Source organism: Lysinibacillus sp. FSL R5-0849, assembly GCF_038595075.1.
Lineage (GTDB): Bacteria > Bacillota > Bacilli > Bacillales_A > Planococcaceae > Lysinibacillus > Lysinibacillus fusiformis.
Window position 1 is genome coordinate 77,905 of the sequence record NZ_CP152004.1, and the last position, 24,655, is coordinate 102,559.

At 38.3% G+C, this 24,655-nt stretch carries 22 protein-coding genes and 3 tRNA genes; 21 read left to right on the plus strand and 4 right to left on the minus strand.

Annotated elements, in window-relative coordinates; genetic code table 11:
- Positions 1–57: 57 nt before the first annotated feature.
- From MKY80_RS00380 to MKY80_RS00435, 12 genes are all read left to right on the plus strand, one after another.
- The gene (locus MKY80_RS00380; protein ID WP_090003279.1) at positions 58–654 is read left to right on the plus strand and encodes a 50S ribosomal protein L25/general stress protein Ctc; all 597 of its coding nucleotides are present in this window, start codon (positions 58–60) and stop codon (positions 652–654) included.
- Between the two features lie 155 nt (positions 655–809).
- Positions 810–1,370, plus strand: coding sequence for an aminoacyl-tRNA hydrolase (gene pth / locus MKY80_RS00385; protein ID WP_008180262.1), 561 nt, complete (start codon positions 810–812; stop codon positions 1,368–1,370).
- A gap of 202 nt (positions 1,371–1,572) precedes the next feature.
- On the plus strand, positions 1,573–1,800 hold the full coding sequence (locus tag MKY80_RS00390) for an anti-sigma-F factor Fin (RefSeq protein ID WP_008180264.1): 228 nt from the start codon (positions 1,573–1,575) through the stop codon (positions 1,798–1,800).
- Between the two features lie 138 nt (positions 1,801–1,938).
- Entirely contained in the window at positions 1,939–5,448 is a 3,510-nt protein-coding gene (gene mfd / locus MKY80_RS00395) for a transcription-repair coupling factor (protein WP_342531444.1), read from the plus strand.
- Positions 5,449–5,696: 248 nt separating this feature from the next.
- Positions 5,697–6,233 (plus strand): stage V sporulation protein T, encoded by a 537-nt coding sequence (spoVT, locus tag MKY80_RS00400; RefSeq protein WP_008180268.1) that lies wholly within the window; start codon positions 5,697–5,699, stop codon positions 6,231–6,233.
- A gap of 159 nt (positions 6,234–6,392) precedes the next feature.
- Positions 6,393–8,015, plus strand: a complete 1,623-nt coding sequence (locus MKY80_RS00405) for a polysaccharide biosynthesis protein (RefSeq protein ID WP_008180269.1) — start codon at positions 6,393–6,395, stop codon at positions 8,013–8,015.
- A gap of 9 nt (positions 8,016–8,024) precedes the next feature.
- Entirely contained in the window at positions 8,025–9,494 is a 1,470-nt protein-coding gene (gene mazG / locus MKY80_RS00410) for a nucleoside triphosphate pyrophosphohydrolase (RefSeq protein WP_342531447.1), read from the plus strand.
- Positions 9,491–9,781, plus strand: a complete 291-nt coding sequence (locus MKY80_RS00415; RefSeq protein ID WP_008180273.1) for an RNA-binding S4 domain-containing protein — start codon at positions 9,491–9,493, stop codon at positions 9,779–9,781. The genes mazG and MKY80_RS00415 overlap by 4 nt, the downstream gene beginning before the upstream one ends.
- A 139-nt stretch (positions 9,782–9,920) precedes the next feature.
- Positions 9,921–10,220, plus strand: coding sequence for a sporulation protein YabP (gene yabP, locus MKY80_RS00420; RefSeq protein WP_004229167.1), 300 nt, complete (start codon positions 9,921–9,923; stop codon positions 10,218–10,220).
- Complete coding sequence (gene yabQ / locus MKY80_RS00425; protein ID WP_342531450.1) at positions 10,217–10,708, plus strand: spore cortex biosynthesis protein YabQ; 492 nt, start codon at positions 10,217–10,219, stop codon at positions 10,706–10,708. The genes yabP and yabQ overlap by 4 nt, the downstream gene beginning before the upstream one ends.
- Before the next feature lie 17 nt (positions 10,709–10,725).
- Positions 10,726–11,130 (plus strand): septum formation initiator family protein, encoded by a 405-nt coding sequence (locus tag MKY80_RS00430; RefSeq protein ID WP_008180279.1) that lies wholly within the window; start codon positions 10,726–10,728, stop codon positions 11,128–11,130.
- 133 nt (positions 11,131–11,263) lie between these two features.
- Positions 11,264–11,701 carry a S1 domain-containing RNA-binding protein gene (locus tag MKY80_RS00435; protein ID WP_008180281.1) on the plus strand — a complete coding sequence of 146 codons (438 nt, stop codon included), beginning with the start codon at positions 11,264–11,266 and terminating at the stop codon, positions 11,699–11,701.
- An 89-nt stretch (positions 11,702–11,790) separates the two neighbouring features.
- On the opposite strand, the gene MKY80_RS00440 is transcribed toward MKY80_RS00435, so the two are convergent.
- The 4 genes from MKY80_RS00440 to MKY80_RS00455 all read right to left on the minus strand — a co-directional run bounded on the left by MKY80_RS00440 (position 11,791) and on the right by MKY80_RS00455 (position 12,423).
- Positions 11,791–12,042: a hypothetical protein gene (locus MKY80_RS00440; protein ID WP_043990716.1), complete on the minus strand. Its 252-nt coding sequence runs from the start codon at positions 12,040–12,042 to the stop codon at positions 11,791–11,793.
- A gap of 143 nt (positions 12,043–12,185) precedes the next feature.
- Positions 12,186–12,257 (minus strand) — tRNA-Glu (locus MKY80_RS00445).
- A gap of 5 nt (positions 12,258–12,262) precedes the next feature.
- A tRNA-Met gene (locus tag MKY80_RS00450) sits at positions 12,263–12,339 on the minus strand.
- Positions 12,340–12,348: 9 nt separating this feature from the next.
- Positions 12,349–12,423, minus strand: a tRNA-Gly gene (locus tag MKY80_RS00455).
- 448 nt (positions 12,424–12,871) lie between these two features.
- Here MKY80_RS00455 and MKY80_RS00460 point away from each other — a divergent pair.
- From MKY80_RS00460 to cysK, 9 genes are all read left to right on the plus strand, one after another.
- The gene (locus tag MKY80_RS00460; protein ID WP_089987302.1) at positions 12,872–15,256 is read left to right on the plus strand and encodes a SpoIIE family protein phosphatase; all 2,385 of its coding nucleotides are present in this window, start codon (positions 12,872–12,874) and stop codon (positions 15,254–15,256) included.
- Positions 15,257–15,292: 36 nt separating this feature from the next.
- Positions 15,293–16,699 (plus strand): tRNA lysidine(34) synthetase TilS, encoded by a 1,407-nt coding sequence (gene tilS / locus MKY80_RS00465; protein WP_090003276.1) that lies wholly within the window; start codon positions 15,293–15,295, stop codon positions 16,697–16,699.
- Positions 16,700–16,766: 67 nt separating this feature from the next.
- Positions 16,767–17,309, plus strand: a complete 543-nt coding sequence (hpt, locus tag MKY80_RS00470; RefSeq protein ID WP_008180288.1) for a hypoxanthine phosphoribosyltransferase — start codon at positions 16,767–16,769, stop codon at positions 17,307–17,309.
- Positions 17,310–17,590: 281 nt separating this feature from the next.
- A complete protein-coding gene (ftsH, locus tag MKY80_RS00475; protein ID WP_239355393.1) occupies positions 17,591–19,621 on the plus strand; it encodes an ATP-dependent zinc metalloprotease FtsH in 2,031 nt (676 codons plus the stop codon).
- A gap of 162 nt (positions 19,622–19,783) precedes the next feature.
- Positions 19,784–20,617 carry an aldo/keto reductase gene (locus tag MKY80_RS00480; RefSeq protein ID WP_008180292.1) on the plus strand — a complete coding sequence of 278 codons (834 nt, stop codon included), beginning with the start codon at positions 19,784–19,786 and terminating at the stop codon, positions 20,615–20,617.
- Positions 20,618–20,795: 178 nt separating this feature from the next.
- Positions 20,796–21,563, plus strand: a complete 768-nt coding sequence (locus tag MKY80_RS00485) for a type III pantothenate kinase (RefSeq protein ID WP_025116969.1) — start codon at positions 20,796–20,798, stop codon at positions 21,561–21,563.
- A 21-nt stretch (positions 21,564–21,584) separates the two neighbouring features.
- The gene (hslO, locus tag MKY80_RS00490) at positions 21,585–22,466 is read left to right on the plus strand and encodes an Hsp33 family molecular chaperone HslO (RefSeq protein WP_008180295.1); all 882 of its coding nucleotides are present in this window, start codon (positions 21,585–21,587) and stop codon (positions 22,464–22,466) included.
- Positions 22,450–23,421, plus strand: a complete 972-nt coding sequence (locus tag MKY80_RS00495; RefSeq protein WP_008180297.1) for a peptidyl-prolyl cis-trans isomerase — start codon at positions 22,450–22,452, stop codon at positions 23,419–23,421. The genes hslO and MKY80_RS00495 overlap by 17 nt, the downstream gene beginning before the upstream one ends.
- Positions 23,422–23,695: 274 nt before the next feature.
- Positions 23,696–24,625 carry a cysteine synthase A gene (gene cysK / locus MKY80_RS00500; RefSeq protein WP_008180299.1) on the plus strand — a complete coding sequence of 310 codons (930 nt, stop codon included), beginning with the start codon at positions 23,696–23,698 and terminating at the stop codon, positions 24,623–24,625.
- Positions 24,626–24,655: the final 30 nt, after the last annotated feature.

Genomic DNA, 24,655 nt, shown 5'->3' on the forward strand with positions numbered 1-24,655 from the left:
GAGTGGCTGATTGTTGATAAGGCGTAAATAATTTTCTTGGAAGGGGAATAAAGAGATATGAGTACAGTATTAAGTGTTACAAAGCGCGAAACTGGGCATCGTTCGACATTAACCCAACTTAGAAAAGGGGGAGCCATTCCTGCAGTTATTTACGGCTATAAGTTAGATTCAACCCCAATTTCTATTTCTGCAAAAGAATTTAAGAAATCCATTCAAAAAAATGGGCAAAACAGTGTGTTTTCACTAGATTTAGAGGGGAAAAAAGTGAATGTAGTTGTATCAGAAGTACAGCAATGTTCATTAAAAGATGAAGTTAATCATGTAGACTTTTTAGCGATTAATATGGCGGAGGAATTAGAGGTCGATGTGCCAATTAAATTAGTTGGTCAGTCAGTTGGAGTGAGTGAGGGCGGCATTTTAATGCAGCCTAACTTAGAATTAAAAGTGAAGGTGAAACCAGCTGAACTACCTGATTCCATTGAAGTTGATATTTCATCACTGAAAGTAGGGGAATCCCTGACTGTGGCAGAGATTCGAAATCAAACGCCTGTAGAAGTTATTAGTGAAGATGATTATCTATTAGTAACGATTGTTGCTCCTGTTTCGGCAGAGCAAGAAGAAGTTACTGCTAGCGTAGAAGAAGAGCAAATGTAAAATAAATTATTTATCTGGCTAGTAAGAAAGCTAAAAACTTTCTTGCTAGCTTTTTTTGTAGCGTTAAAATGGCATTTAGCAATTGTTCAAAATGCTTTCTAGTCCTGTGGTATGGTAAAATAATGACTATTAGATTTGAAAGAAGAGAGGTACTTATGAAAATTATCGTTGGTTTAGGAAACCCGGGTAAACCGTATGAGCACACTAGACATAATATTGGTTTTGATGTAATTGATGCGTTAGCAGAAAAATGGGGGGCACCTTTAACAAATTCAAAATTTAATGGTATGTACACAACTGTTCATCGACCTGAGGGGAAGGTTCTACTTGTTAAGCCTTTAACATATATGAATTTATCAGGGGAATGTGTAGGTCCCTTAATGGATTATTTTGATATTGATGTGGAAGATCTAATTGTTATATACGATGATCTAGATTTGGAAACTGGAAAATTACGCTTGCGCCAAAAAGGAAGTGCGGGTGGCCATAATGGCATTAAATCCTTAATTCAACATTTAGGTACGCAGGAATTTAATCGAATCCGAGTAGGCATTAGTCGTCCACCAGCTGGCATGAAGGTTGCAGACTATGTATTAGCAAAGTTTTCAAAGGAAGATCAGGTTTATATGAAAGAAGCCATTGAAAAGTCTGTAAATGCTGTAGAAGTATCTCTTTCAAAGCCATTTCTTGATGTGATGAATCATTTTAACAAGTAAAGTCGTGAATTTAGTTGAAATTTTTGGATACAGAAGTCTAAGTTAAACTCATGCTTATATGGATAAGTCTTGCCTATAAGCAAGAATTAATTCTCCCATTTTTACGTTCATACATTACTGAAGACACGAAGATAGTGCATAATCTAATTTATAAATGTCTATACTTTAAGTAGAAAGTTGCTTAAAGGAGGATGATTTGGAGATGTCAGTTCGCTATCGATGTCGGCATTGTGAAGTAGAAATAGGGACACTACCATTTGATGCAGATGATACAATTCGAAAACTACATATTTTCGAATTGGGAGAAGCCGATGATTATGTTGAGAAAGATCAGCATGGTCATACGACTGTACACTGTATTTGTGAGCAATGTGAGGATTCGCTGAGACAATATCCAGATTATCATGCACTCAATAAATGGATTCAATAATTGGAAGGATGCTTTGACACACTTCATGTGTGTTCAAGGCTTTTTCCATTTTGTAAAATGGCTAATAAATATATACAAACTAGCACTAGAATGCTAGTAATGACAAATAGAATTTTTTGCTGAAAGGAGCTTTTGACTGTGGAAGTTTTACGACAGCTTGTGTCGAGGGATAAACATATTACATCATTTTTACAGGAGATTCAGAGCGGTCAAACTGCATCACAGCTTATTACAGGTTTAACTGGAAGCGCACGTCCCGTTATGGTCGATGCGTTATTTGAATATGTAAAGAAGCCGATATACATTGTGTCTCCTAATCTACTGCAGGCACAAAGAATGGTGGATGAGCTTGCTGGGCTATTAGGTGAAGAAAATGTGCACTATTACCCAGCGGACGAATTTATTGCTGCAGACCTTTCTGTGGCCTCTCCAGAATTACGAGCGGAGAGAATCGCCACGCTTGATTGCTTAGCCAGGGGGGAGAAGGCTGTTTACGTGATCCCTGTTGCAGGTTTAAGGAAGATCATGCAGCCGAAGGAACATTGGCTACACTATTTTTTACAAACAACTGTGGGCGATGAAATTGAAGTAGATGCATGGCTACAAACATTAGTTGAAATGGGCTATGTCCGAAATTCCATGGTGACTACACCTGGCGAATTTGCCTTACGTGGAGGCATACTTGATATTTATCCACCGTATTTAGAATCACCTATTCGGATTGAATTATTTGATACAGAAGTAGATTCTATAAGAACATTTTCGGCAGATGACCAACGTTCTATTGATAAATTACAAAAAATTCGTATACTTCCTGCTTCTGAGGTTATTCTGACAAAATCAGAAAGACAGAACTTGGCAGATCGTTTAGAAAAAGCCTTAGCCGCAAGTTTAAAGAAAGTTAAAAAGCAGGAAACAAAAGAACTCCTTTATCAGCATATTCAGTATGATATTGAATTGCTACAACAAGGAAATCTTCCTGACTATGTCAATAAATATGGGTCATTACTATATGATAAAACGGCTTTTTTAGGCGACTATTTTGCGCAAGATGGAATTGTTCTATTTGATGAGCTTGGACGTATTCAAGAAGTTATGGATGCTTGGGAACGTGAAGAAGAGGAATGGTTTTTATCTTTAATTGAAGAAGGGAAAATGGTTCATGATGTTAAACCCGCCTTCACATTAAAGGAAATAGTGGCAATGTTGTCGCAACAAAAGCTGTCCTTTTCATTATTTTCACGTACATTTTCGGGAATAATGTTTAATAAGACGACTAACTTTTCTTGCAAGCCAATGCAACAATTTCACGGACAAATGGCATTGCTACAAAGTGAGATTGAACGCTGGCTACTTGGCAAATTTACAGTACTCATCGTAGCTAGAGATAAAGAGCGTGTGAAACGTGTTCAGCAAATGCTAGAAGAGTATGATATCCATGCAGCTATAGGTGAGCCTACAGATGCTGGAATTTATATTGTCGATGGAGTATTGTCGAGTGGTTTCGAATTACCGCTCCAACGTTTGGCCATTGTAACAGAGGATGAACTATTTAAGCAGCAGGCTAAGAAAAAAGCACGTACGCAAAAAATGACGAATGCTGAACGCATTAAAAGCTATACGGAAATTAAACCTGGTGATTATGTTGTTCATGTTCACCACGGAATAGGGAAATATATTGGTGTAGAAACATTAGAGGTAAATGGAACACATAAGGATTACTTGCATATTCGATATCGTGCAGACGATAAATTATATGTACCTGTCGAGCAAATAGACTTAATCCAAAAGTATGTGGCATCAGAGGACCGAGAACCGAAGCTACATAAATTAGGTGGCGCAGAGTGGAAAAAAGCTAAAGCTAAGGTATCATCAGCTGTACAGGATATTGCAGATGATTTAATTAAGCTTTATGCGAAGCGAGAAGCTGAAAAGGGGCATGCTTTTACACCTGATAATGATGATCAGCGTAACTTCGAGGCAATGTTCGCCTATGAAGAAACCGAGGATCAGCTACGTTCTATTGTTGAAGTAAAAAGAGATATGGAACGTGAACGTCCTATGGATCGCCTAGTTTGCGGTGACGTAGGCTATGGTAAAACAGAAGTGGCTATTCGTGCCGCATTTAAAGCTATTCAAGATGGCAAACAGGTTGCCTTCCTTGTTCCTACAACCATTTTAGCTCAGCAACATTATGAGACCATTCGTGAACGCTTTCAGGACTTTGCTATTAATGTAGGGTTGCTATCACGCTTCAGGTCAAAGAAAGAGCAAACAGCTACATTAAAAGGGTTAAAAGAAGGGCAAGTCGATATTGTTATCGGAACACACAGAATCTTATCGAAGGATTTATTATTCCAAGACCTTGGCTTATTAATTGTTGATGAAGAACAACGTTTCGGGGTAACGCATAAAGAAAAAATTAAGCAGTTAAAAACAAATGTCGATGTGTTAACGTTAACAGCCACCCCTATTCCGAGAACACTCCATATGTCAATGGTAGGGGTCCGAGATTTGTCTGTTATTGAAACACCACCAGCCAATCGATTCCCGGTTCAAACATATGTGATGGAACATAGTGGGGCACTAGTTCGAGAGGCAATCGAAAGAGAGATGGCACGTGGCGGACAAGTGTTTTACTTATATAACCGAGTAGAAGATATGGCTAGAAAAGTTGAGGAAATTCAAGTGCTCGTTCCAGAGGCACGAATAGGTCATGCACATGGGAAAATGTCAGAGTCTGAATTAGAATCAGTCATATTATCCTTTTTAGAAGGAGACTATGATGTACTTGTGACAACGACTATTATTGAGACCGGTGTAGATATTCCCAATGTTAATACTTTAATTGTCCACGATGCTGATCGAATGGGCTTAGCTCAGCTTTATCAATTGCGTGGACGCGTTGGGCGCTCTAACCGGGTAGCCTATGCCTATTTTATGTACCAGCGTGATAAAGTATTGACAGATGTTGCTGAGCAAAGATTGCAGGCTATTAAAGAATTTACGGAGCTGGGTTCAGGCTTTAAAATTGCTATGAGAGATTTATCTATTCGAGGCGCCGGAAATTTACTTGGAGCGCAACAGCATGGCTTTATTGATTCAGTTGGTTTTGATTTATATTCACAGATGCTCCAAGAGGCAATTGAAGAGCGTCAAACAGGTGTGAAAAAAGAAGAAAAACCTGAGATTGAAATTTTATTAAGTGTCGATGCGTATATCCCTGATGCGTATATCCCTGATGGATACCAAAAAATTCAAATGTATAAACGCATTAAAGCGATGGATCAGGTGGAGGAGTATGGTGAAATCATGGAGGAATTAGAAGATCGATTTGGTGATCTTCCAATTGAAACAGAGCGTCTACTTCGTGTAGCACGAATGAAAGTATGGGGATTAGGTGCGGGAGTAGTCTCTGTAAAGGATAAGCAGAAACTTATTACAATTATGCTATCCGAACAGGGAACAGCAAATGTTGATGGTAGTAAAATTATTGAAGAGTCTATGAAATTTGAACGTGCTGTTGGTTTTGGTATGGATGGCATGCAATTAAAACTAACTATTGATGAGCGGAAGTGCGGAAAACATCAACCCTTTGACATTTTGGAAGAGCTGATGCAAATTATTGATCAAGCAAAGAAGCTATAATAAAGAGGCAGTCCTATCTTTTGAAGAAAAGATAAGACTGCCTTTTTTCATGATAATTTTAATCAATTTATTATAGAAACGTATTCCTTGGGTACTCTAATAATGAGTTGATTGATGTAATGCAATTTTTTTGAAAAAAATTGATGGTTGTGAAATCCTTTTTCTTCAGTTTTTGCATAGATTGCTTAAATAAAAACCATACTATAGTTGAATAAAAAATTTTATTGTAGCGAAAGCGAGGCATTAGAATGAAGGCAACAGGAATTGTTCGTCGTATTGATGATTTAGGGCGTGTAGTTATTCCAAAAGAAATTCGTAGGACGCTACGTATTCGTGAAGGCGACCCGCTTGAAATTTATACGGACCGTGAAGGTGAAGTCATATTAAAAAAATATTCTCCAATTAATGATTTAGGAGAATTTGCAAGAGAATATGTTGAAACATTATATGAAACATTAGGAACACCAGCATTTGTTACAGACCGTGATGAAGTAATTGCCGTAGCAGGGATTGGTAAAAAAGAGTATATCAATCGTCGTATTACGTCCTTTGCAGAAGGCTTCATGGAAGAGCGCTCTACTAAGATTGAGAAAATGGAGACATCCATTGAAATTGTTCCTGGACAATATGAGCAAGTAAAATCATATTGTGCATCACCTATTATGGTGAACGGTGACCCAATTGGCTGCATTATAGTATTGTCTAAAGTGCATTTTGTTGGTGAGGTAGAAGTGAAAGTAGTGGAAACGGCTGCAAACTTCTTAGCGAAACAAATGAATAGCTGATGCATGTAAAAGTTATTGCGATGACCTTTTAGGCCGTGTAATAACTTTTTTTGCGTACATAAATATGGGCCAAATTAGGAACAGTATTGTCGCCTGGCGCGTCAAACTTTTTAGATATGCTATACTATTGGCATTGTTAAGAAGGAAAGAGGGCAATTTATGTCGCAACGTTTTGGTATGAAAAGCTACATGAAGGGAGCGGCCTTATTAACAATCGCTGCCCTTATCGTAAAAGTACTTAGTGCCTTTTACCGTGTACCTTTTCAAAATCTAGTTGGTGATGAAGGTTTTTATATTTATCAACAGGTATATCCAGTCATTTCAATTTTCGTTGTTTGGACATCTAGTGGCTTTGCTGTAGCCATTTCAAAAATGCTTGCAGATAATGATTGCATAGTTGATACAATAGAACGTAATGAAAAAAGAAGCATGATCATGCGTGTCGTTTTCCGTTATTTGACGATACTCTCATTATTGTTTTTTTCTGTCCTATTTGGAGGTGCTGAAAAAATAGCCCAGTTGATGGGTGATATTCAACTGGCACCGTTGATACGCACGGGCTCCCTCGTAGTATTGGTAATGCCAGCGCTTGCTATTTTGAAGGGCGGTTTTCAATCTAGAGGGATTATGGAGCCTATTGCTTATGCTCAAGTCGTTGAACAAGCGATTAGGGTAACCGTTATTTTAACAGGAACCTTTGTCATTATGACTACCACAAAATCACTATATGCTGCGGGGAAAATGGCCGTTATTGGTACAGTCATAGGGGAAATAACTGCATTATTATTACTTGCCTATATTTTTTCTAAACGCTTTGGGTTATTCCGTGTGCACTTACGTCTACACAAGGCTAAAAGCTTACCGATTATTAAAGAGGTTACATGGCTTAGCTTAAGTGTAAGTATGAGTGGCCTTTTGTTACTAGGCTATCAATTAGTTGATTCCTTTACGATCTATTCGTTATTAATCGATCACGGTATGGACTCTACAGTTGCTAAAGAAACCAAGGGGATTTATGATCGTGGACAGCCGCTCGTACAACTAGGCGTTGTTATCGCATCCTCGCTATCCCTTGCAATTGTTCCACTTGTTGCTCATTTATCGAAAAAACAAGAAGGGCGAAGTGCCATTCCATTTATCCAATTAACATACAAAGCGTCTATTTTGTTTGGCTGGGCTGCTTCACTCGGATTAATGCTTGTGATGCCCTATTTAAATGAAATGCTTTTTAAAACCAATACATTATCCGAAGTATTAATTGTGTATGTATTCCAAATCGTGCCTTTGTCGATTATTCTTACATTTACAGCCATTTTACAAGGCTATGGAAAATTAAAGAAGCCAGCATTATTCTTAATGATAGGGTTTGTGTTAAAAATAATATTAAATGTTCGTTTGATAGGCTGGCTTGGTGTATTAGGAGCAGCTATTGCAAATGATATAGGCTTACTATTAACAGCATTCTTGCTTATTGTTTATTTAAAAACAATGACAGGTATTCAATTAGCACCCACCGAATTTTATAAAAAAGTGGGGCTCGCATCAATAAGTATGGCAGTGGTCGTATTGGTATGGCTACAGATGGTATCTGCCTTTTTAGGCCATTTATTGTCATCACGTTCAGTAGCGGTGATCGCAGGATTCACTGCAGTAGGCTTGGGAGCGTTTGTTATGCTTACAATGATTGCGAAGAAACGAGTGTTAGTAGAAAAAGAGTGGTATTTATTACCGTTTGGACGTAGAATGGCCGTTTACCAACTATGGCTAAATTCAAAGAAGTAGGTGGAAATTATGAATACTTTAACTATTATTGGTCTAGGCGCAGGGGATTTTAATCAGCTGCAAATGGGCGTTTATAAAAAATTGAAAGCTGCTAAAAAATTATTTGTTCGTACAATCGATCATCCAGTACTAGAGGAATTAGCGGCAGAAGGTATAACGTTCGAAAGCTTTGACAAAATTTATGAAAAACACGACGCATTTCAGCCAGTATATGCAGAAATTGCAGAATCACTTATAGCAGCTACCGCTATAGAGGATAGTATGTACGCGGTACCAGGTCATCCATTGGTTGCAGAACAAACAGTGCAATTGCTTATAAAAGCAGCGGATGTGGGAACTTTCAATCTTGTCATAGAAGGTGGACAAAGTTTCTTGGATCCGATATTTGGTGCATTGAAAATTGATCCGATTGAAGGTTTTCAATTGCTGGATGGTACTAACTTTTCCATGCATGACATCAACATGCGTCAGCATATCTTAATCGCCCAAGTGTACGATACATTTAGTGCTTCAGAAGTGAAGCTAACATTGATGGAAAAATATGAGGACGAGTACCCAGTGACCGTAGTTACGGCTGCGGGATCTTCACAAGAAAAAATTGTTACTGTGCCACTCTATGAACTCGATCAAAGTGTGGAGGTTAATAATTTAACAACCGTCTATGTGCCACCTGTAAATTCACAGGAAGAGGCCTTAAGAGATTGGACAACATTCCGTACAATAATTGCAACATTAAGAGGTCCAAATGGCTGTCCATGGGATCAAAAGCAAACTCATGAGTCCTTGAAAAAGTATTTACTCGAAGAAGCTCATGAATATTTAGCTGCTGTAGATGCTGAAGATGATTTTGCAATGATTGAAGAACTTGGAGATGTGCTTTTACAAGTGTTCTTACATGCACAAATAGGAGAAGATCAAGGATACTTTACGCTTGAAGATGTTTTAGCTTCTGTTAGTGAGAAAATGATTCGTCGCCATCCACATGTCTTTGGAGATGTCGCAGTGGAAGATGCTGATGGTGTTGTAGCCAATTGGGAGGCTATAAAGGCTGAAGAAAAGGGCAATTCTGATAAACCACTATTAGACGGGGAATATAGGGCATCCTCGGCGCTACAGACAGCCTTTAACTATCAAAATAGAGCTGCCAAAGTAGGTTTTGACTGGCCGGATGTAGAAGGTGCATGGGATAAGTTTGCGGAGGAGTGGCAGGAATTTCGCCATGAGGTGACGAATGGCTCTAGTATATCCAGACTTGATGAATTGGGAGACGTATTATTTACATTAGTGAACTTAGCACGTTTCTATAAATTATCTCCAGAAGAGGCAATCCTGCATGCCAATGAAAAGTTTGCTAGACGATTTGGCTATGTGGAAGCTCAAGTAAAGGCAAGTGGAAAATTATTTGCTGACTTTACTTTAGATCAATTAGATAGGTTCTGGAATGAAGCGAAGCAACTAGAAAGGGAGAAAGAACTATGAGATTAGATAAATTTTTAAAAGTTTCACGTTTAATCAAACGTCGTACTTTAGCTAAAGAGGTGGCAGATCAGGGTCGTATTACTATCAATGAGAAGGTAGCGAAAGCTAGTAGCTCAGTAAAAGCTGGGGATGAACTGGCCATCCGATTTGGTCAAAAAATAGTAACAGCACGTGTAGAAGAAATACGTGAGACAGTGAAAAAAGAAGATGCAGCCAAAATGTTTACCATTTTGAAAGAAGAGAGACTAGAAAAAATTGAGCCTGAATTTATAGATGATGAAGAATAAATTTCTTTTTTAGCCACCTAATGTTGTTCCTGCTTCCATTTATGGATGAAAGTAATAGACAACTTAAATAAAGTTGTCATGCTTTGATGGTTGTCCGCATAAAGTGAACAGAAGCTAGGACGACTAAAGGAGGAAAAAAATGACGCTACATCAAGAAAGTAATCGTTACACAATTCCATCTGGAGAGCATATTTTAACGATTCGTAATCGTAAAAGAATGGACATGACTTCTGTAAAATCAATTGAACGCTTTGATCAGGAAGAGTTTTTCATTAAGACGTCCCAAGGGCATTTGTTAATCCGTGGAGAGGAACTGCATATCGTTCATTTAGATGTTGACAAAGGATTATTGACACTTGAAGGAACTGTGAAAACTTTACAGTACGACGAGGAGGAAAGTGGCTTCTCGAAGGGTTTCCTTCATAAGTTATTTGGATGATTGTTAGTGAACAATTCTTTCAATTAATTGTCATGGTTTTGAGCGGTATAGCAGTTGGTTTCATTATTGATAGTGTAAGGCTTATTGTTTTCTCAACTCCAAAAAGGTCAAGCCTTCGAAAGTGGATGATGGTTTTTGAATTACTAACATGGATTCTACTTGGAGGGCTGACATATTATTTATTATTTTGGCTAAAAGACGGCGCATGGCGGGCATACGACCCGCTTGCGCAAATAGCCGGAATTTTTTTGTATCAATTATTTTTTCAAACTATTTTACGTTTCATAGCTAGAGTTTTGGTGAATATTACATGGAGGCCCTTCTGGTTCATTGTGCGCTTCATCGTCTCGGTTATTCGACATATTTTGCAGTTTTTATTAAATATAGTAATGTTTGTTATAAGACCTTTTGTCAAAATTTATTCGTATTTGTCCTACACTTTTTTAAAAAAGTTACGATATTTGAAGTATAATAAAAAGCAACAATAATTTTCGGAGGTGCGGGCATGACTAGACGTCATTCATCAAATGATGAACAACAGAACTTTACAAAGCTTGATAATGACTATGTCCGTAACACGGATAAAGCTATAAATCGCAAGCAGCAGGCACGGAAACGTAAATTGCGCCGTATCGTCTTTTTTGCGATTGTACCAGTCATTATTATCGCCCTTCTCTTAAATGTGCTATCTAACCAACAGGAAACATTAGCGATTAAAGAGAAATCCAAGGAAGAAGCGAAACAGCATCTCTCTGAATTGAAAGAGGAACAGGATTCTCTAAATCTGAAAATCAAACAATTACAGGATGATGAATATATCGCAAAACTATTAAGAAAAGAGTATTACTTGTCTGAAAAAGGTGAGGTTATTTTTATAATTCCAGATAAGGAAGATAAAAAAGACGACTGAAAAGCTATGTATTGTTGACACTCTTTTTTAGTTATATATAATGAAAAGAGAAGCTTATTGCAGTAAAAAGTTTAATTAAATGATTACATGGCTCAAAAGAGTCGCTTAATTTTTAAGGAGGAGCATTTTTTTTATGTCAATTGAAGTAGGCAGCAAGGTACAAGGTAAAGTAACAGGAATCACAAATTTTGGAGCATTCGTTGAGCTGCCAGATGGCAAAACAGGCTTAGTTCACATTAGTGAAGTTGCTGACAATTATGTAAAAGATATCAATGAGCATCTAAAAGTTGGAGATGAAGTTGAAGTAAAAGTGATGAATGTTGAAGCGGACGGAAAGATCGGTCTTTCAATCCGTAAAGCAAAGCCTCAAGCTGAGAGACCAGAGCGTCCAGAGCGTCCAGCGCGTCCACGTCGCGATAATCGCTCTAACGATCGTAACGACCGCCACCAGCCAAAAGAAAATTTTGAGCAAAAAATGGCACGCTTCTTAAAAGATAGTGATGAACGTCTAGCAACACTTAAACGTGCTACAGAGTCAAAACGCGGAGGTCGCGGAGCTAGAAGAGGGTAGTTTGCTGACTGTTTTAATCGTAGAAAAAGTGTATGATATAGTGCTGGGATTAGCTTTGAAAAAAGCTAATCCCTTTTTTGTGGACTGACCTATAAAGTTGAGGAAGGTCCCTTTTTCTTTTTGATAGGTGTGGCTACTTTTTCATCAGCAGGAGTAATGGGTGCTTTTTCTGCTGGACGAATAACCATTTTAACAAGTAAAAAGACGCCATATATGCTTACAGCAAGCCCGCAAAGTAGTAACATTATTTGAACAACAAATGGTAAATTAATAAGTATTGAAACAAGAATAATCATTGAGCCACTTCCACAAATTAAAGCAGCCTTAGTTAATGCGCTCAAGGAAAATAAACCTCCTAAAAATACAATCTTATATGTAGTATGCCATATTTTATATGTAGTCACATAGTCGAACCTTATACATATCATATTGTAGAATAAAAAATAGGCGTCTCAGAATATCATTCTGAGACGCCTATTTGAGATGACCCCTACGGGATTCGAACCCGTGTTACCGCCGTGAAAGGGCGGTGTCTTAACCACTTGACCAAGGGGCCTATTATGGTGGCGGCCGAGGGGATCGAACCCCCGACCTTACGGGTATGAACCGTACGCTCTAGCCAGCTGAGCTAGGCCGCCAATTTTTTATGGAGCGGAAGACGAGGTTCGAACTCGCGACCCCCACCTTGGCAAGGTGGTGTTCTACCACTGAACTACTTCCGCATGTCGCTTAAGCAACAAGTTAAATAATACAAGCCATTGGTCTTAGTGTCAAGAAGATTAATAAAAAAATATCAAAAAATATATTTTACAATAAAATTCTTTAAACAAGATGAGACAGAGTCAGCTATATAAAGATATTTTAGCGGATTTTTTGTTCTTAAGTAGAATTGTCTTGCTGTAATCATTGAAAAGAGAGGGGGATAGTTGATAGCACGCCAATTTAGAAGATTCCATGTTAAAGGGTAGGCGATATCTGATATATTGTCTGGAACAGAAAACTTCATATAGGATCACAATGACCAACAATTACAAAAGAAATTATTGCCAATTTGCGTATTTATGTATACGTATTCGTCGAAATGTTTATATTTTTTAATGCCAACGTCAGACAATCTTTCCATGCATAATTCTTTATAATAGCCAAAAGTGCGGGAAAGGGGATAATTAAATGACAAGTATTGAATGGTATAATACAGCAAATGTAGAAGACCGAAAATTAGGGATAAAAAAGAAGCAAGTCTTCATAGGCACCCTATTTTTTTTAACATCCTTTTTTTTGGCTCAATCCGTTGTATTTGAAGCAGCAGTACCGTTCTCAGTTCCTTTTTGGGCAATTATTCGAACAAAGTATAGGGAGTACGCCAAATTCGTTTTATTTGGAAGCTTGGTCGGCTGTTTTTTCCTAGGCTTTGGACAAGTTGTGATTTTAGCATTACAAATCATCATGTATGAATGTATTATGCGTTTCCGTTACTGGCGACTTCCTCAAAGTATTGCCGTCTCTTTAGCTGTTTTATTGGTGCAAATTATGTGGCAAGGGGCGATGTATCAAGGCTTACCACCAGTGCTTGTACAATTTTATGTAGGCTGTGAAGCGGCACTAGCTCTAATTATGACCCTATTTATGCAAGTGCTTTTCGTCAATTCATATGAATGGTTTACGAGTCATTGGACTTACGAGAAGCTTGGGTCAGGGTTAGTAGTGTTTGCTGCTATGCTTACAGGGATGCAAGCAGTTGTGTTTAGCTATTTTTCGCTCCCTATATTTTTATTGCAGCTTTTTATTTGTTTTGGTGCATTAGTCGGAAGTGTACCGTTAGCAACGGTAATCGGAGCGGTATTAGGAACGCTCATTGGTGTTGCTAAGCTCTCCTTTACCGGTATGCTATCTGTTGCCACCTTAACAGGACTATGTGCAGGTATGGGGGCTAAAGGTGGTAGATTCGGGGTTGCAATCGGAAGTATCTTGCCTAGTGTGTTTTTTTTATTTTATGATGCAACATTGCCATTAGATAGTGTGTATTTCACTTCTATTGCCATTGGAAGCGTTCTTTTCCTAACGATCCCTAGAAAATATTCAGATAAGGTGAGGGACAAGCTCTTCCCACAACGGGAGGAAATTTTACTCGCAAGACAAAATTGGTTAACTGAACATGTCACATACAAATTAGAACATTTTCAGCATTTCGTGCAATTTATGAAGGAGCTGGTATTTGATCGTTTTATGACCGCGCCAGTTGAAGAGGCGAAGGAAGTATCCCCGATGAATACATGTTTAAGCTGTTTCCGTCATGATCATTGCTGGGGAGCTCAAAATAATGGGATGGACAAGCTGATGACAGATTGGTTTCATATGAAGGGAGTAGGTAAAGAATCGGCTATTCATCGTGTAGAAGAACAAATCCGCTATAAATGCGTAAAATCGACAAAGATTTTTGAAGAGTTGGATACGGAATTATACAGGGAACGTATTAACGGGCAGTACTTTCATGGTAAAAAAATGATTGCACTACAGCTCCGCGATATGAGTAATCATTTAAACCAATTAATTGCTGAGATGAAGGAGGATACGATTTCTTTTGTAAGTGTTGAAAAGGATATCATTGAACGTTTAAAGGATGCTCATATTGAATGCTTTCAGCTAGATGTACTTAACAATAAACCAGGGGCTAGAAAGATAGTTTGTGCTTTGGCGCCAGCCCGTGTCGACTGGGAGAAAGATACAACATTAGCTGAACGGATGATTTTGCCTATTCTTTACGAAATTTTTAATGAGCCATTTGAAATTGAAAAAGTAGTGGCCTGTGAAATGCCGTTTCGTCATATACAAATATGCTTTAGATCAGCTATTAGCTTTGAAGTAGAGTATGATATATATAGCATGTCTAAAGATGCGACATTGTATTCTGGGGATTCACACGCACTTTTCCAATTACATCCAGGTCTATTTGCCATTTTATTATCGGATGGTATGGGGCAAAGTAAAGAAGCGCAACATGAAAGTAGAAAATTAATACATTTAATGCGAGAGTGCCTTAATTATAATATGAATCCTGAAACTGCAATGCATACATTGCATTATGTCATGTCATTAAAACAACAGGATGATATGTATGCAACCCTTGATTTCGCACTAGTGGATTTACAGCATGGTGATTTATGGTCATGGAAGGCTGGGGGAATGTCGACCTATATTTTGCGTGGAAAGGAAGTCATAAAGGTTGAGAGTAATGCAGCACCTGTAGGTTTCCTATCGATTTCTGCGGTAGAGGCTGAAAAAAGAAAGCTGAAAGCAGGGGATGTCATTTTAATGCATTCAGATGGACTGTTTTCTAGTGTTGCCGATTGGGATGAGCAAGAGGAGACGTTTTTAGCTTATGCACAGCAGGTAGCCAGTACAAATAATACTATCCAAGAAAAGCTAACAACGATAATGCAGTCATTCCAAGATTACTTTGAAATAGAAGATGATTGTACTGTACTCATGTTAGAAGTGACACATGTTGTTCCGACATGGGCTGTATTTAGACCAGCACAATATTCTATGAGCTAATCATTTTTTGTATTATCGAAAGGGGAGGAGAAGCGTTTGTCATTTGAATTAAAGGTTAAGACATTTATTGAAAAAGAGCAATTATTACAGCAAGACGACCATCTTCTCATCGCCGTTTCGGGTGGAGTAGATTCTATGGCTTTACTCCATTATTTTGTTCAAACACAAGAGCACTGGAACATTCGGGTGGAAGCAGTACATGTCGACCATATGCTTAGGGGAGAAGCTTCTGCTGAAGATAGGGCATTTGTACAAAAGTATTGTGATGAAAATGACGTTTATTTACATGCCACAGCGATCTCCATACCAACAATACTGGCACAGGAGAATGGAAATACCCAGCTAATATGTCGTAGAGAAAGGTATCGATATTTTAAAGAGGTTTTGTACAAAACGAATGCGAATAAGCTTGTAACTGCACATCATGCGGATGACCAACTGGAGTCAGTATTAATGGCCCTGACAAAAAATGCGACGATGAATAGCATGCAAGGCATACGCCCTCAGCGATATTTTGAAGGAAAATCATTAATTCGTCCGTTTTTAACGGTTACAAAGACTGAAATAGGGGAATATTTACTTAGAAAAGGTTTAAATTATCGGGAGGATGTCAGTAACTCCAAAGACACTTATGTACGAAATCGTTTCAGACATCATGTCGTGCCTTTACTGGAGGCTGAAAATCCGAGAGTGACCGAACAAGTGACCCATTTTACATCGCAATTGCAAGAAGACAATACCTTTTTAATGACATTAGCCGAAGATGTATTTTCCAAAACCATTAAAAGAAGTAATGAAAATACATATAGCATGGAAATTGAGGCTTTTCAATTGGTACCACTTGCTTTACAAAGGAGGCTCATTTTAATACTATTAAACTATCTTTACAAAGATTCAAATACGATACAAAGTTATGCTTTATTGACTTCAATTTTAAAGCTTTGTGATACGACAGCAGGGTATGCTGAAATTCACTTGCCTGAAGATTTCCTTGCAGTTCGCCGTTACGGAAAATTAATGATTCAGAAGAATAGTTCAACAGAGGACTACCCTTCTTCTGAAAAAATAATTATTTCGGCTGCTAATGGGTGGACAACACTGACGAATGGTAAACGCTTATGCGTAGTCAAGTTGCACGATTTATCGTCCGAATTGATGACGGATACTGCACAACTTTTTTATTTTAACGCTAGCAAACTCCACCTTCCGCTCTCTATTCGAGCACGCAAGGATGGAGACAGAATGCTGTTAAAAGGAATGGATCAGCCAAAACGCTTATCTCGCCTTTTTATAGATGAAAAGATTCCTTTAAATGAGCGGAATAGCTGGCCGTTACTGATTTCTCAGTCTGATGAGGTGGTAGCGGTAATTGGTGTGCGTATGGGAATGTTTTTTTCAACCACTCCGCAACCAAACGATGATACAGTGCTCATCGTAGACTAAGGTCTTTGTAAAATATTTCACCGTAATTGGTTGAAGATTTGTTGATACATCACGAGGAGGAATCGATATGTTACAAAATGACATCGAAAAAGTAATGATTACAGAAGAACAATTGCAAGAAAGAATTGCAGATCTAGGTGCACAATTAACAGAGGAATACAAAGATGCATTCCCATTAGCTGTTGGTGTTCTTAAAGGAGCAATGCCATTTATGACAGATCTCATGAAACGTTTCGATTCTTTCATTGAGCTAGATTTTATGGATGTTTCTAGCTATGGCAATGCTACCGTGTCATCTGGAGAAGTAAAGATTTTAAAGGATTTAAATACGAGCGTTGAAGGACGTGACGTATTAATTATCGAGGACATCATCGATAGTGGTTTAACGTTAAGCTATTTAGTAGACTTATTTAAATATCGTAAAGCCAAATCCATTAAAATTGTTACATTACTTGATAAACCATCAGGTCGAAAAGTGAACCTATCGGCTGATTATGTTGGTTTTAAAGTTCCAGACGGCTTTGTGGTTGGATATGGTTTAGATTACGCTGAAAAATATCGTAACCTACCTTATATTGGTATCTTGAAACCTGAAGTTTATTCATTTTAAGATATAAAACGACCAGCTTTAAAAGTTATGGCCTCCAGCGCAGTCAAGTGTTTTTCATTATGGTTAACATAATTCGAAATCTTGACACAATGTTCAGCTATTTCGAGCCCATGGAACAGGTACAATTACGCTGGGATGTATTAAGATGGCCTAAAAACTGTTTTGATAATAGCAAAAAATGAACGAAACATTTTTTAAGTAGGGCTTTTCGTTGTATGATGAAATCATGATATGTTAAGATTTTACTTATAATTTTTCTGTTTGTAATGAGGAGGCTGGAGATGAATCGAATATTTCGATATACCATATTCTATCTACTGATTTTCCTAGTGATTATCGGTATTTTTGGTACTTTCAACGGTGGCAATTCACCAACGAAAGAGTTAACTTATCATGAGTTCCAACAAGCTCTAGATAAGAAAGAAATAACAAGTGCTACAATTCAACCTGATAAATCAGTTTATGTCGTAGAAGGTACATTAAAAGGTTATGAAAAGGGTCAAAGCTTTACAGTGAACATCCCTCGAGATAACCAATCATTAATGGATCGCATCGATGAGGCTGCTAAGGAAAAAAATAGTAATATTAAATATTTAGCAGCGCCAGAAACGAGTGGATGGATTCAATTCTTTACAGGAATCATCCCTTTCATTATCATCATTTTCTTGTTCTTCTTCCTAATGAGCCAATCTCAAGGTGGCGGTAATAAAGTGATGAGCTTTGGTAAGAGTAAAGCTAAACTTTATGATGACCAAAAGAAAAAGGTTCGTTTTACAGATGTAGCGGGTGCTGATGAAGAGAAAGCAGAGCTTGTAGAAGTTGTAGACTTCTTAAAAGACCATCGTAAATTCACAGAGATTGGTGCACGTATTCCAAAAGGTATCTTACTTGTAGGTCCTCCAGGTACAGGTAAAACATTACTTGCACGTGCTGTGGCAGGCGAAGCAGGCGTTCCATTCTTCTCAATTTCAGGTTCTGACTTTGTAGAAATGTTTGTCGGTGTCGGTGCATCACGTGTCCGAGATCTATTCGAAAATGCAAAGAAAAACGCACCATGTATTATCTTTATAGATGAGATTGATGCAGTTGGTCGTCAACGTGGCGCTGGTCTAGGCGGGGGTCATGACGAGCGTGAACAAACACTGAACCAGTTGCTAGTTGAAATGGATGGTTTCGGGGCAAACGAGGGTATTATTATCATCGCTGCAACAAACAGACCAGATATTTTAGATAAAGCATTATTACGTCCAGGTCGTTTTGACCGTCAAATTACAGTAGGACATCCTGATGTAAAAGGACGTGAGGCGATTCTTAAGGTACATGCACGTAACAAGCCTTTAGCAGATACAGTTGATTTAGCAGCAGTTGCACAACGTACGCCAGGTTTCTCAGGTGCCGATTTAGAAAATTTACTAAATGAAGCTGCTCTTGTAGCCGCTCGTAAAAGTAAACGTACCATCAATATGGCAGATATCGATGAAGCTTCTGACCGTGTAATCGCTGGTCCAGCTAAAGCGAGCCGAGTATATTCAGCCAAAGAGAAAAAACTTGTATCCTTCCACGAAGCTGGTCACGTAGTTGTTGGTCTAGAACTTGATGAAGCGGATACAGTTCACAAAGTAACAATTGTTCCACGTGGTCAAGCGGGTGGATATGCTATTATGTTACCGAAGGAAGAACGTTTCTTTACAACAAGACAAGAGCTTTTAGACCGTATTGCTGGACTGCTTGGTGGTCGCGTAGCTGAAGAAATCGTTCTTGGTGAAGTCTCTACGGGGGCACATAACGACTTCCAAAAGGTTACAAGTATCGCACGAGCTATGGTTACTGAATATGGAATGAGTGAAAATCTTGGTGCAATGCAATTCGGTTCAAGTCAGGGTGGAAATGTATTCCTTGGCCGCGACTTTAATTCGGACCAAAATTACTCTGATTCTATAGCTTATGAAATTGATAAAGAAATGCAAAAAATTATTGATACGCAATATGAGCGTACGAAACGTATCCTAACAGAGAATCGTGAGTTACTTGATTTAATTGCTAACACGTTAATGGAGAAAGAAACATTAAATGCGCAGGAAATCGAGCATTTACGTGATCATGGTGTTTTACCAGCACCAGAGGCTGTCGAAAAAATTGAGGGGAATAACACTCTGAAAGTGGAAACGAAGCCAACATTAGATACGATTGGTGAGCCAGTTGTTGAAAAAGAGCTATTAAGTAAAGAGCCAAACCCAACAACTTTAGACCTTGCAAAAGAAGGCAAGGAATCAAATGAACCACCTAAGGGTATCGACGAAAAACGTGAATAAATTGGAAAGACTGTTTACTGCAAAATGAGTAAACAGTCTTTTTCTTTGCCTTTTATTATGAAAAAGCATTAGGATATTAGTGGAAGACAGCTACATATGACTTCGCACAAATGGTGGAGACAAGATGTATTTGTAAAGACAAATGGATAGGAGTGTTTTCGCATGGGAACTGTAACGTTGAATAATGGACTTAAAATGCCTTTGGTTGGTTACGGTGTATTTCGTGTTCCAGAAGGAGAAGACCTAGCTGAAGCCGTAAAAATGGCTATTGCGAAAGGTTATCGAAGCATCGATACGGCACAAGTATATCGTAATGAAGAAAGTGTTGGACGAGGGATACGAGCAGCCATAGAAGAAGGTTTGGTTACGCGTGAAGAACTATTTATAACATCTAAAGTTTGGAACGATGGACTTTCCTATGAAGAAACACTTGCCGCTTATGATAGTAGTTTAGAGAAAATAGGATTAGACTATTTGGATCTATATTTAGTACATTGGCCAGGCATTGATACAAATTATGTAGATGTCTATAAGGCACTGGAAAAGATTTATCAAGATGGTCGTGTGCGTTCAATTGGTGTTAGTAACTTCCATGTACAACATTTAGAAAAACTTTTGAATGAAACTACGGTTATTCCTGTTATTAATCAAATCGAATTCCATCCACATTTAACGCAAGTGGAAGTACGTGCTTATTGTACAGACAAGGACATCCAAGTAGAGGCTTGGTCTCCTTTAATGAACGGCGCCTTATTGGAGGAAGCATTGATTCAAGAGTTAGCATCTAAATATGGCAAAACGCCTGCTCAAATCGTATTACGCTACGATGTACAGCACAACGTTGTAACTATCCCAAAAACGATGACAGCCACTCGTATGGTGGAGAATCTTGATGTTTTTGACTTTACATTAACAGATGGTGAAATGGCTCAACTGGATGCTTTAAATGATGGTCTACGCTGTGGTCCAGATCCGGAAAAATTTAATTTCAAATAATTTTTTTAAGGAGCGTCCTAGCTGAGGATGCTCTTTTTTTAGAAGGTTGGAATACTATTTCCTAGCATAAAAAGTATGGTATCATTTTCTAAAGTGTTTTAACTTTAAGTTAGATGGATAATGTAAGTTGTAACAGTAGGTTGGCGAAAGTTACAATGATGATATGGGGGTGTCAACCATGATTTTAGTTTTAGATGCAGGGAATTCTAATATTGTGTTAGGGGTTTATGATGACAACGAACAATTAGCCTTCCATTGGCGTATGGTGACAGACCTTTATAAAACAGAAGATGAATATGCTATGCAAGTTCTTTCGTTTTTTAATCATGCAGGCATTTCATTTGAACAAATTACGGGCATTATTATATCCTCAGTTGTGCCACCAATTATGTATTCATTAGAGGCAATGTGTCAGAAGTATTTTCGAAAAAAACCTCTAGTAGTGGGTCCTGGTGTTAAAACGGGTTTGAATATTAAATACGAAAATCCTCGAGAGGTTGGTTCAGACCGTATTGTTAACGCTATAGCAGCTTTAGACTTATATAAAGCACCTTGTATTATAGTTGATTTTGGTACAGCAACAACTTATTGTTATTTAAATGAAAAAGGCGACTATATGGGTGGTGCGATTGCGCCAGGTATAACCATTTCGACAGAGGCTCTTTATACTCAGGCTGCTAGATTGCCGCGTATTGAAATATTAAGACCTACACATATTGTAGGAAAAACAACCGTTTCCGCCATGCAGGCCGGAATTTTTTATGGCTTCGTAGGACAAGTTGAGGGCATTGTTAATCGGATGAAGGGACAAAGTAAAGAGGAGCCATTAGTAATTGCTACAGGTGGATTAGCAAATCTAATTGCAGGGGAAACGCAAATTATTGATGTTGTGGATCCGTTTTTAACGTTAAAGGGTTTATATAAACTGTATAAACGTAACCAATAAGAAATGAGGGACATTTCATTTATGAATGATTATTTAGTTAGAGGTTTAGGATTTAATGGACAGGTACGTGTATTTGCAGCCCGTACAACAGCAACAGTTGGAGAAGCACAACGTCGTCACGATACATGGCCAGTTGTATCAGCTGCTCTAGGGCGCTCTATGACAGCGGCTGTAATGATGGGTGCTATGTTAAAAGGTGAAGAGAAGATTACAATCAAGATTGAGGGTAATGGTCCGATTGGTCCAATGGTAATCGATAGTAATGCACGTGGAGAAGTACGTGGATTTGTCACGAATCCTCATGTTCATTTCGATTTAAACGAGCAAGGTAAGCTAGATGTGCGAGCAGGGGTTGGGACTGAAGGAGCTCTAACAATTGTTAAGGATCTTGGTTTGCGAGATATGTTTTCAGGCCAAACACCAATTGTTTCAGGTGAAATTGCTGAAGATTTTACTTATTATTTCGCTACGTCTGAGCAAGTACCTTCATCAGTTGGTTTAGGCGTATTAGTTAATCCGGACAACACAATTCTTGCTGCAGGAGGATTTATTCTGCAATTAATGCCAGGCTGTGAAGAGGAAACAATCAATGAAATCGAACAGCATCTTGCTACAATAGAGCCAGTTTCGAAAATGATTGAAAAAGGCTTTACACCTGAGCAAATTTTAGAAGCTGTATTAGGAAATGGCCATCTACAAATTTTAGATTCCATGCCTGTTGAATTTAAATGTCAATGTTCAAAAGAGCGGTTTGGTGCAGCAATTTTAGGTCTAGGAATAGCTGAAATTAAAGAAATGATTGAAGAGGATGACAGTGCAGATGCACAATGTCATTTCTGCTTAGAGACCTATCATTTTTCAAAAGAAGAGTTAGAAGGGTTTATTGATGAGCTCAAATCGTAATAGACGACCTTCTGCCACTACAACACCAAACCAAACCCCTTTACTACAGCGCCGTTTAAAAACAAAACCAGCTCTGTCTGTCATTGCGGTATTGTTATTAGGTAATATTTTATGGTTCATTGCATGGGCTATCCCAAATAAAAGTCAGGAAATTGGTAGCGATGAACAAGTCGCTGCCATTGACGGGGATGTTATCACGCGCCAAGAGTGGATGATTGCTATGGAAGAGCGATATGGCAAAGAAACACTACAAAATTTAGTCAATGAATCTGTAATGGAAAAGGCAGCAAAGACATATAAAATTAAAGTTACTGATCAAGAAATTGATCTCGAATTAGCCTTAATGCGTTCTGCTCAAGATAAATTTGATACAGCAATGCAAAATCTCTCAGCGGAGCAACTACGCCAAAAAATTCGTTCACAACTTATTTTAGATAAGGTACTCACAAAAGATGTAGTGATAAGTGAAGAGAGTATTGAAAAGTACTATGAGGAAAATCAAGGACTATACAATACAAAAACAAGCTATCGTACCAATTTTATTGAGGTTGACGCCAAGAAAGCGGCTGATGAGGCGCTGGGTGAGTTAAAAAATGGCTCTGATTTTTCAGTGCTAGCCCGTGAGATTTCCTTAGATAGTGCTTCGGCGAGTTTAGGGGGAGACGTTGGCTTCCTGACGGAAAATCAGGAAAACGTGGATCCTGCCATTATTAATGCTGTGAAATCTACAAAGGCAAATGAGGTAAGTAAAGCCTTTAAGTTAGATAATGGTCATTATGGCATTGTACAGGTGCAAGAGGTTTTAGAGGGACAATCCTTTACATATGACGATGTGAAAGAACATATCGAGCGTGAATTAGCTTTAGAGCAGTTGCCACAATCTGTTACACCTGAAGCGTTTTGGTCTGAATTTAATGCTACATGGTATTATGGAGAATCTAAAAAAGAAAAATAATAAATGAAAGAATCTGCAAGTTCTTTGCGGGTAGCATAAGTCTAAAAAACTTGCAGACAGTGGATGTCATCAGAATGGACTTACCCGACAAATGGTGCAGATTCTTTTTGTCTTTATGCGATGTTTGATGGACTAGCAAAGGCGCCATCCATTGACAGTAGATAAATATTCTGAAAATACAAGTTTTATTTATTGACAATCGAATGGAAAAATTGATAAAATACAAAATAAGTAAAACCTATAAAAATAGTAGGGATTGGGAGTGGATTATTAAATGAGTAGATTAGCGAACTCGATAGCTGAATTAGTTGGTAAAACACCAATCGTTAAATTAAATCATGCAACAAGTGAAAATGAAGGTACTGTTTATGTAAAATTAGAATATTTTAATCCGGGAAGCTCAGTGAAAGACCGTTTAGCGTTAGCCATGATTGAAGCGGCAGAAAAAGATGGAACATTACAACCAGGTGGTACGATTATCGAGCCGACATCTGGTAATACAGGTATTGGTCTTGCTATGATTGCTGCTGCTAAAGGCTATAAAGCAATTTTAGTGATGCCAGAAACAATGAGCTTAGAGCGACGAAACTTACTTCGTGCTTATGGTGCGGAGCTTGTATTGACTCCTGGACCAGCGGGTATGAAAGGCGCTATTGCTAAAGCAGAAGAATTATCTGCAGAGCATGGCTATTTCCTACCACAACAATTCACGAACCCAGCGAATGCTGTTATTCACCGCCTAACTACAGGCCCTGAAATTGTTGAAGCATTCGATGGCTTAACACTAGATGCATTTGTAGCTGGAGTTGGTACTGGTGGTACTATTACAGGTGCAGGTGCCGTATTAAAAGAAAAGTATCCCAATGTTGAAATTATCGCTGTAGAGCCAAAAGATTCGCCTGTTCTTTCTGGTGGTCAGCCTGGCCCTCATAAAATTCAAGGGATTGGAGCAGGGTTTGTGCCAACAGTTTTAGATACAGAGATTTATTCGTCTGTATTCCCTGTTGAAAACGAGGTAGCTTTTGAAGTAGCTCGTAAAGTAGCTCGTGAAGAAGGTATTTTATGTGGTATATCGTCAGGCGCTGCGATCTATGCTGCAATTGAAGCCGCAAAACGTTTAGGTAAGGGTTCAAATGTCCTTGCTATTGTTCCTTCGAATGGTGAACGTTATCTATCAACACCTCTCTATCAATTTGAAGACTAATTTAAGTTAATAGAAAAAAGACTCCTTCCT

What these genes read in the sequence shown, in the direction of transcription:
- pth (WP_008180262.1), top strand. Translation starts at nt 810, where the DNA reads ATGAAAATTATCGTTGGTTTAGGAAACCCGGGTAAACCGTATGAGCAC.
- hslO (WP_008180295.1), top strand. Translation starts at nt 21,585, where the DNA reads ATGAATGATTATTTAGTTAGAGGTTTAGGATTTAATGGACAGGTACGT.
- MKY80_RS00390 (WP_008180264.1), top strand. Translation starts at nt 1,573, where the DNA reads ATGTCAGTTCGCTATCGATGTCGGCATTGTGAAGTAGAAATAGGGACA.
- spoVT (WP_008180268.1), top strand. Translation starts at nt 5,697, where the DNA reads ATGAAGGCAACAGGAATTGTTCGTCGTATTGATGATTTAGGGCGTGTA.
- MKY80_RS00405 (WP_008180269.1), top strand. Translation starts at nt 6,393, where the DNA reads ATGTCGCAACGTTTTGGTATGAAAAGCTACATGAAGGGAGCGGCCTTA.
- MKY80_RS00480 (WP_008180292.1), top strand. Translation starts at nt 19,784, where the DNA reads ATGGGAACTGTAACGTTGAATAATGGACTTAAAATGCCTTTGGTTGGT.
- cysK (WP_008180299.1), top strand. Translation starts at nt 23,696, where the DNA reads ATGAGTAGATTAGCGAACTCGATAGCTGAATTAGTTGGTAAAACACCA.
- MKY80_RS00430 (WP_008180279.1), top strand. Translation starts at nt 10,726, where the DNA reads ATGACTAGACGTCATTCATCAAATGATGAACAACAGAACTTTACAAAG.
- MKY80_RS00460 (WP_089987302.1), top strand. Translation starts at nt 12,872, where the DNA reads ATGACAAGTATTGAATGGTATAATACAGCAAATGTAGAAGACCGAAAA.
- MKY80_RS00485 (WP_025116969.1), top strand. Translation starts at nt 20,796, where the DNA reads ATGATTTTAGTTTTAGATGCAGGGAATTCTAATATTGTGTTAGGGGTT.
- ftsH (WP_239355393.1), top strand. Translation starts at nt 17,591, where the DNA reads ATGAATCGAATATTTCGATATACCATATTCTATCTACTGATTTTCCTA.
- yabP (WP_004229167.1), top strand. Translation starts at nt 9,921, where the DNA reads ATGACGCTACATCAAGAAAGTAATCGTTACACAATTCCATCTGGAGAG.
- mazG (WP_342531447.1), top strand. Translation starts at nt 8,025, where the DNA reads ATGAATACTTTAACTATTATTGGTCTAGGCGCAGGGGATTTTAATCAG.
- hpt (WP_008180288.1), top strand. Translation starts at nt 16,767, where the DNA reads ATGTTACAAAATGACATCGAAAAAGTAATGATTACAGAAGAACAATTG.
- MKY80_RS00380 (WP_090003279.1), top strand. Translation starts at nt 58, where the DNA reads ATGAGTACAGTATTAAGTGTTACAAAGCGCGAAACTGGGCATCGTTCG.
- MKY80_RS00435 (WP_008180281.1), top strand. Translation starts at nt 11,264, where the DNA reads ATGTCAATTGAAGTAGGCAGCAAGGTACAAGGTAAAGTAACAGGAATC.
- MKY80_RS00415 (WP_008180273.1), top strand. Translation starts at nt 9,491, where the DNA reads ATGAGATTAGATAAATTTTTAAAAGTTTCACGTTTAATCAAACGTCGT.
- MKY80_RS00495 (WP_008180297.1), top strand. Translation starts at nt 22,450, where the DNA reads ATGAGCTCAAATCGTAATAGACGACCTTCTGCCACTACAACACCAAAC.
- yabQ (WP_342531450.1), top strand. Translation starts at nt 10,217, where the DNA reads ATGATTGTTAGTGAACAATTCTTTCAATTAATTGTCATGGTTTTGAGC.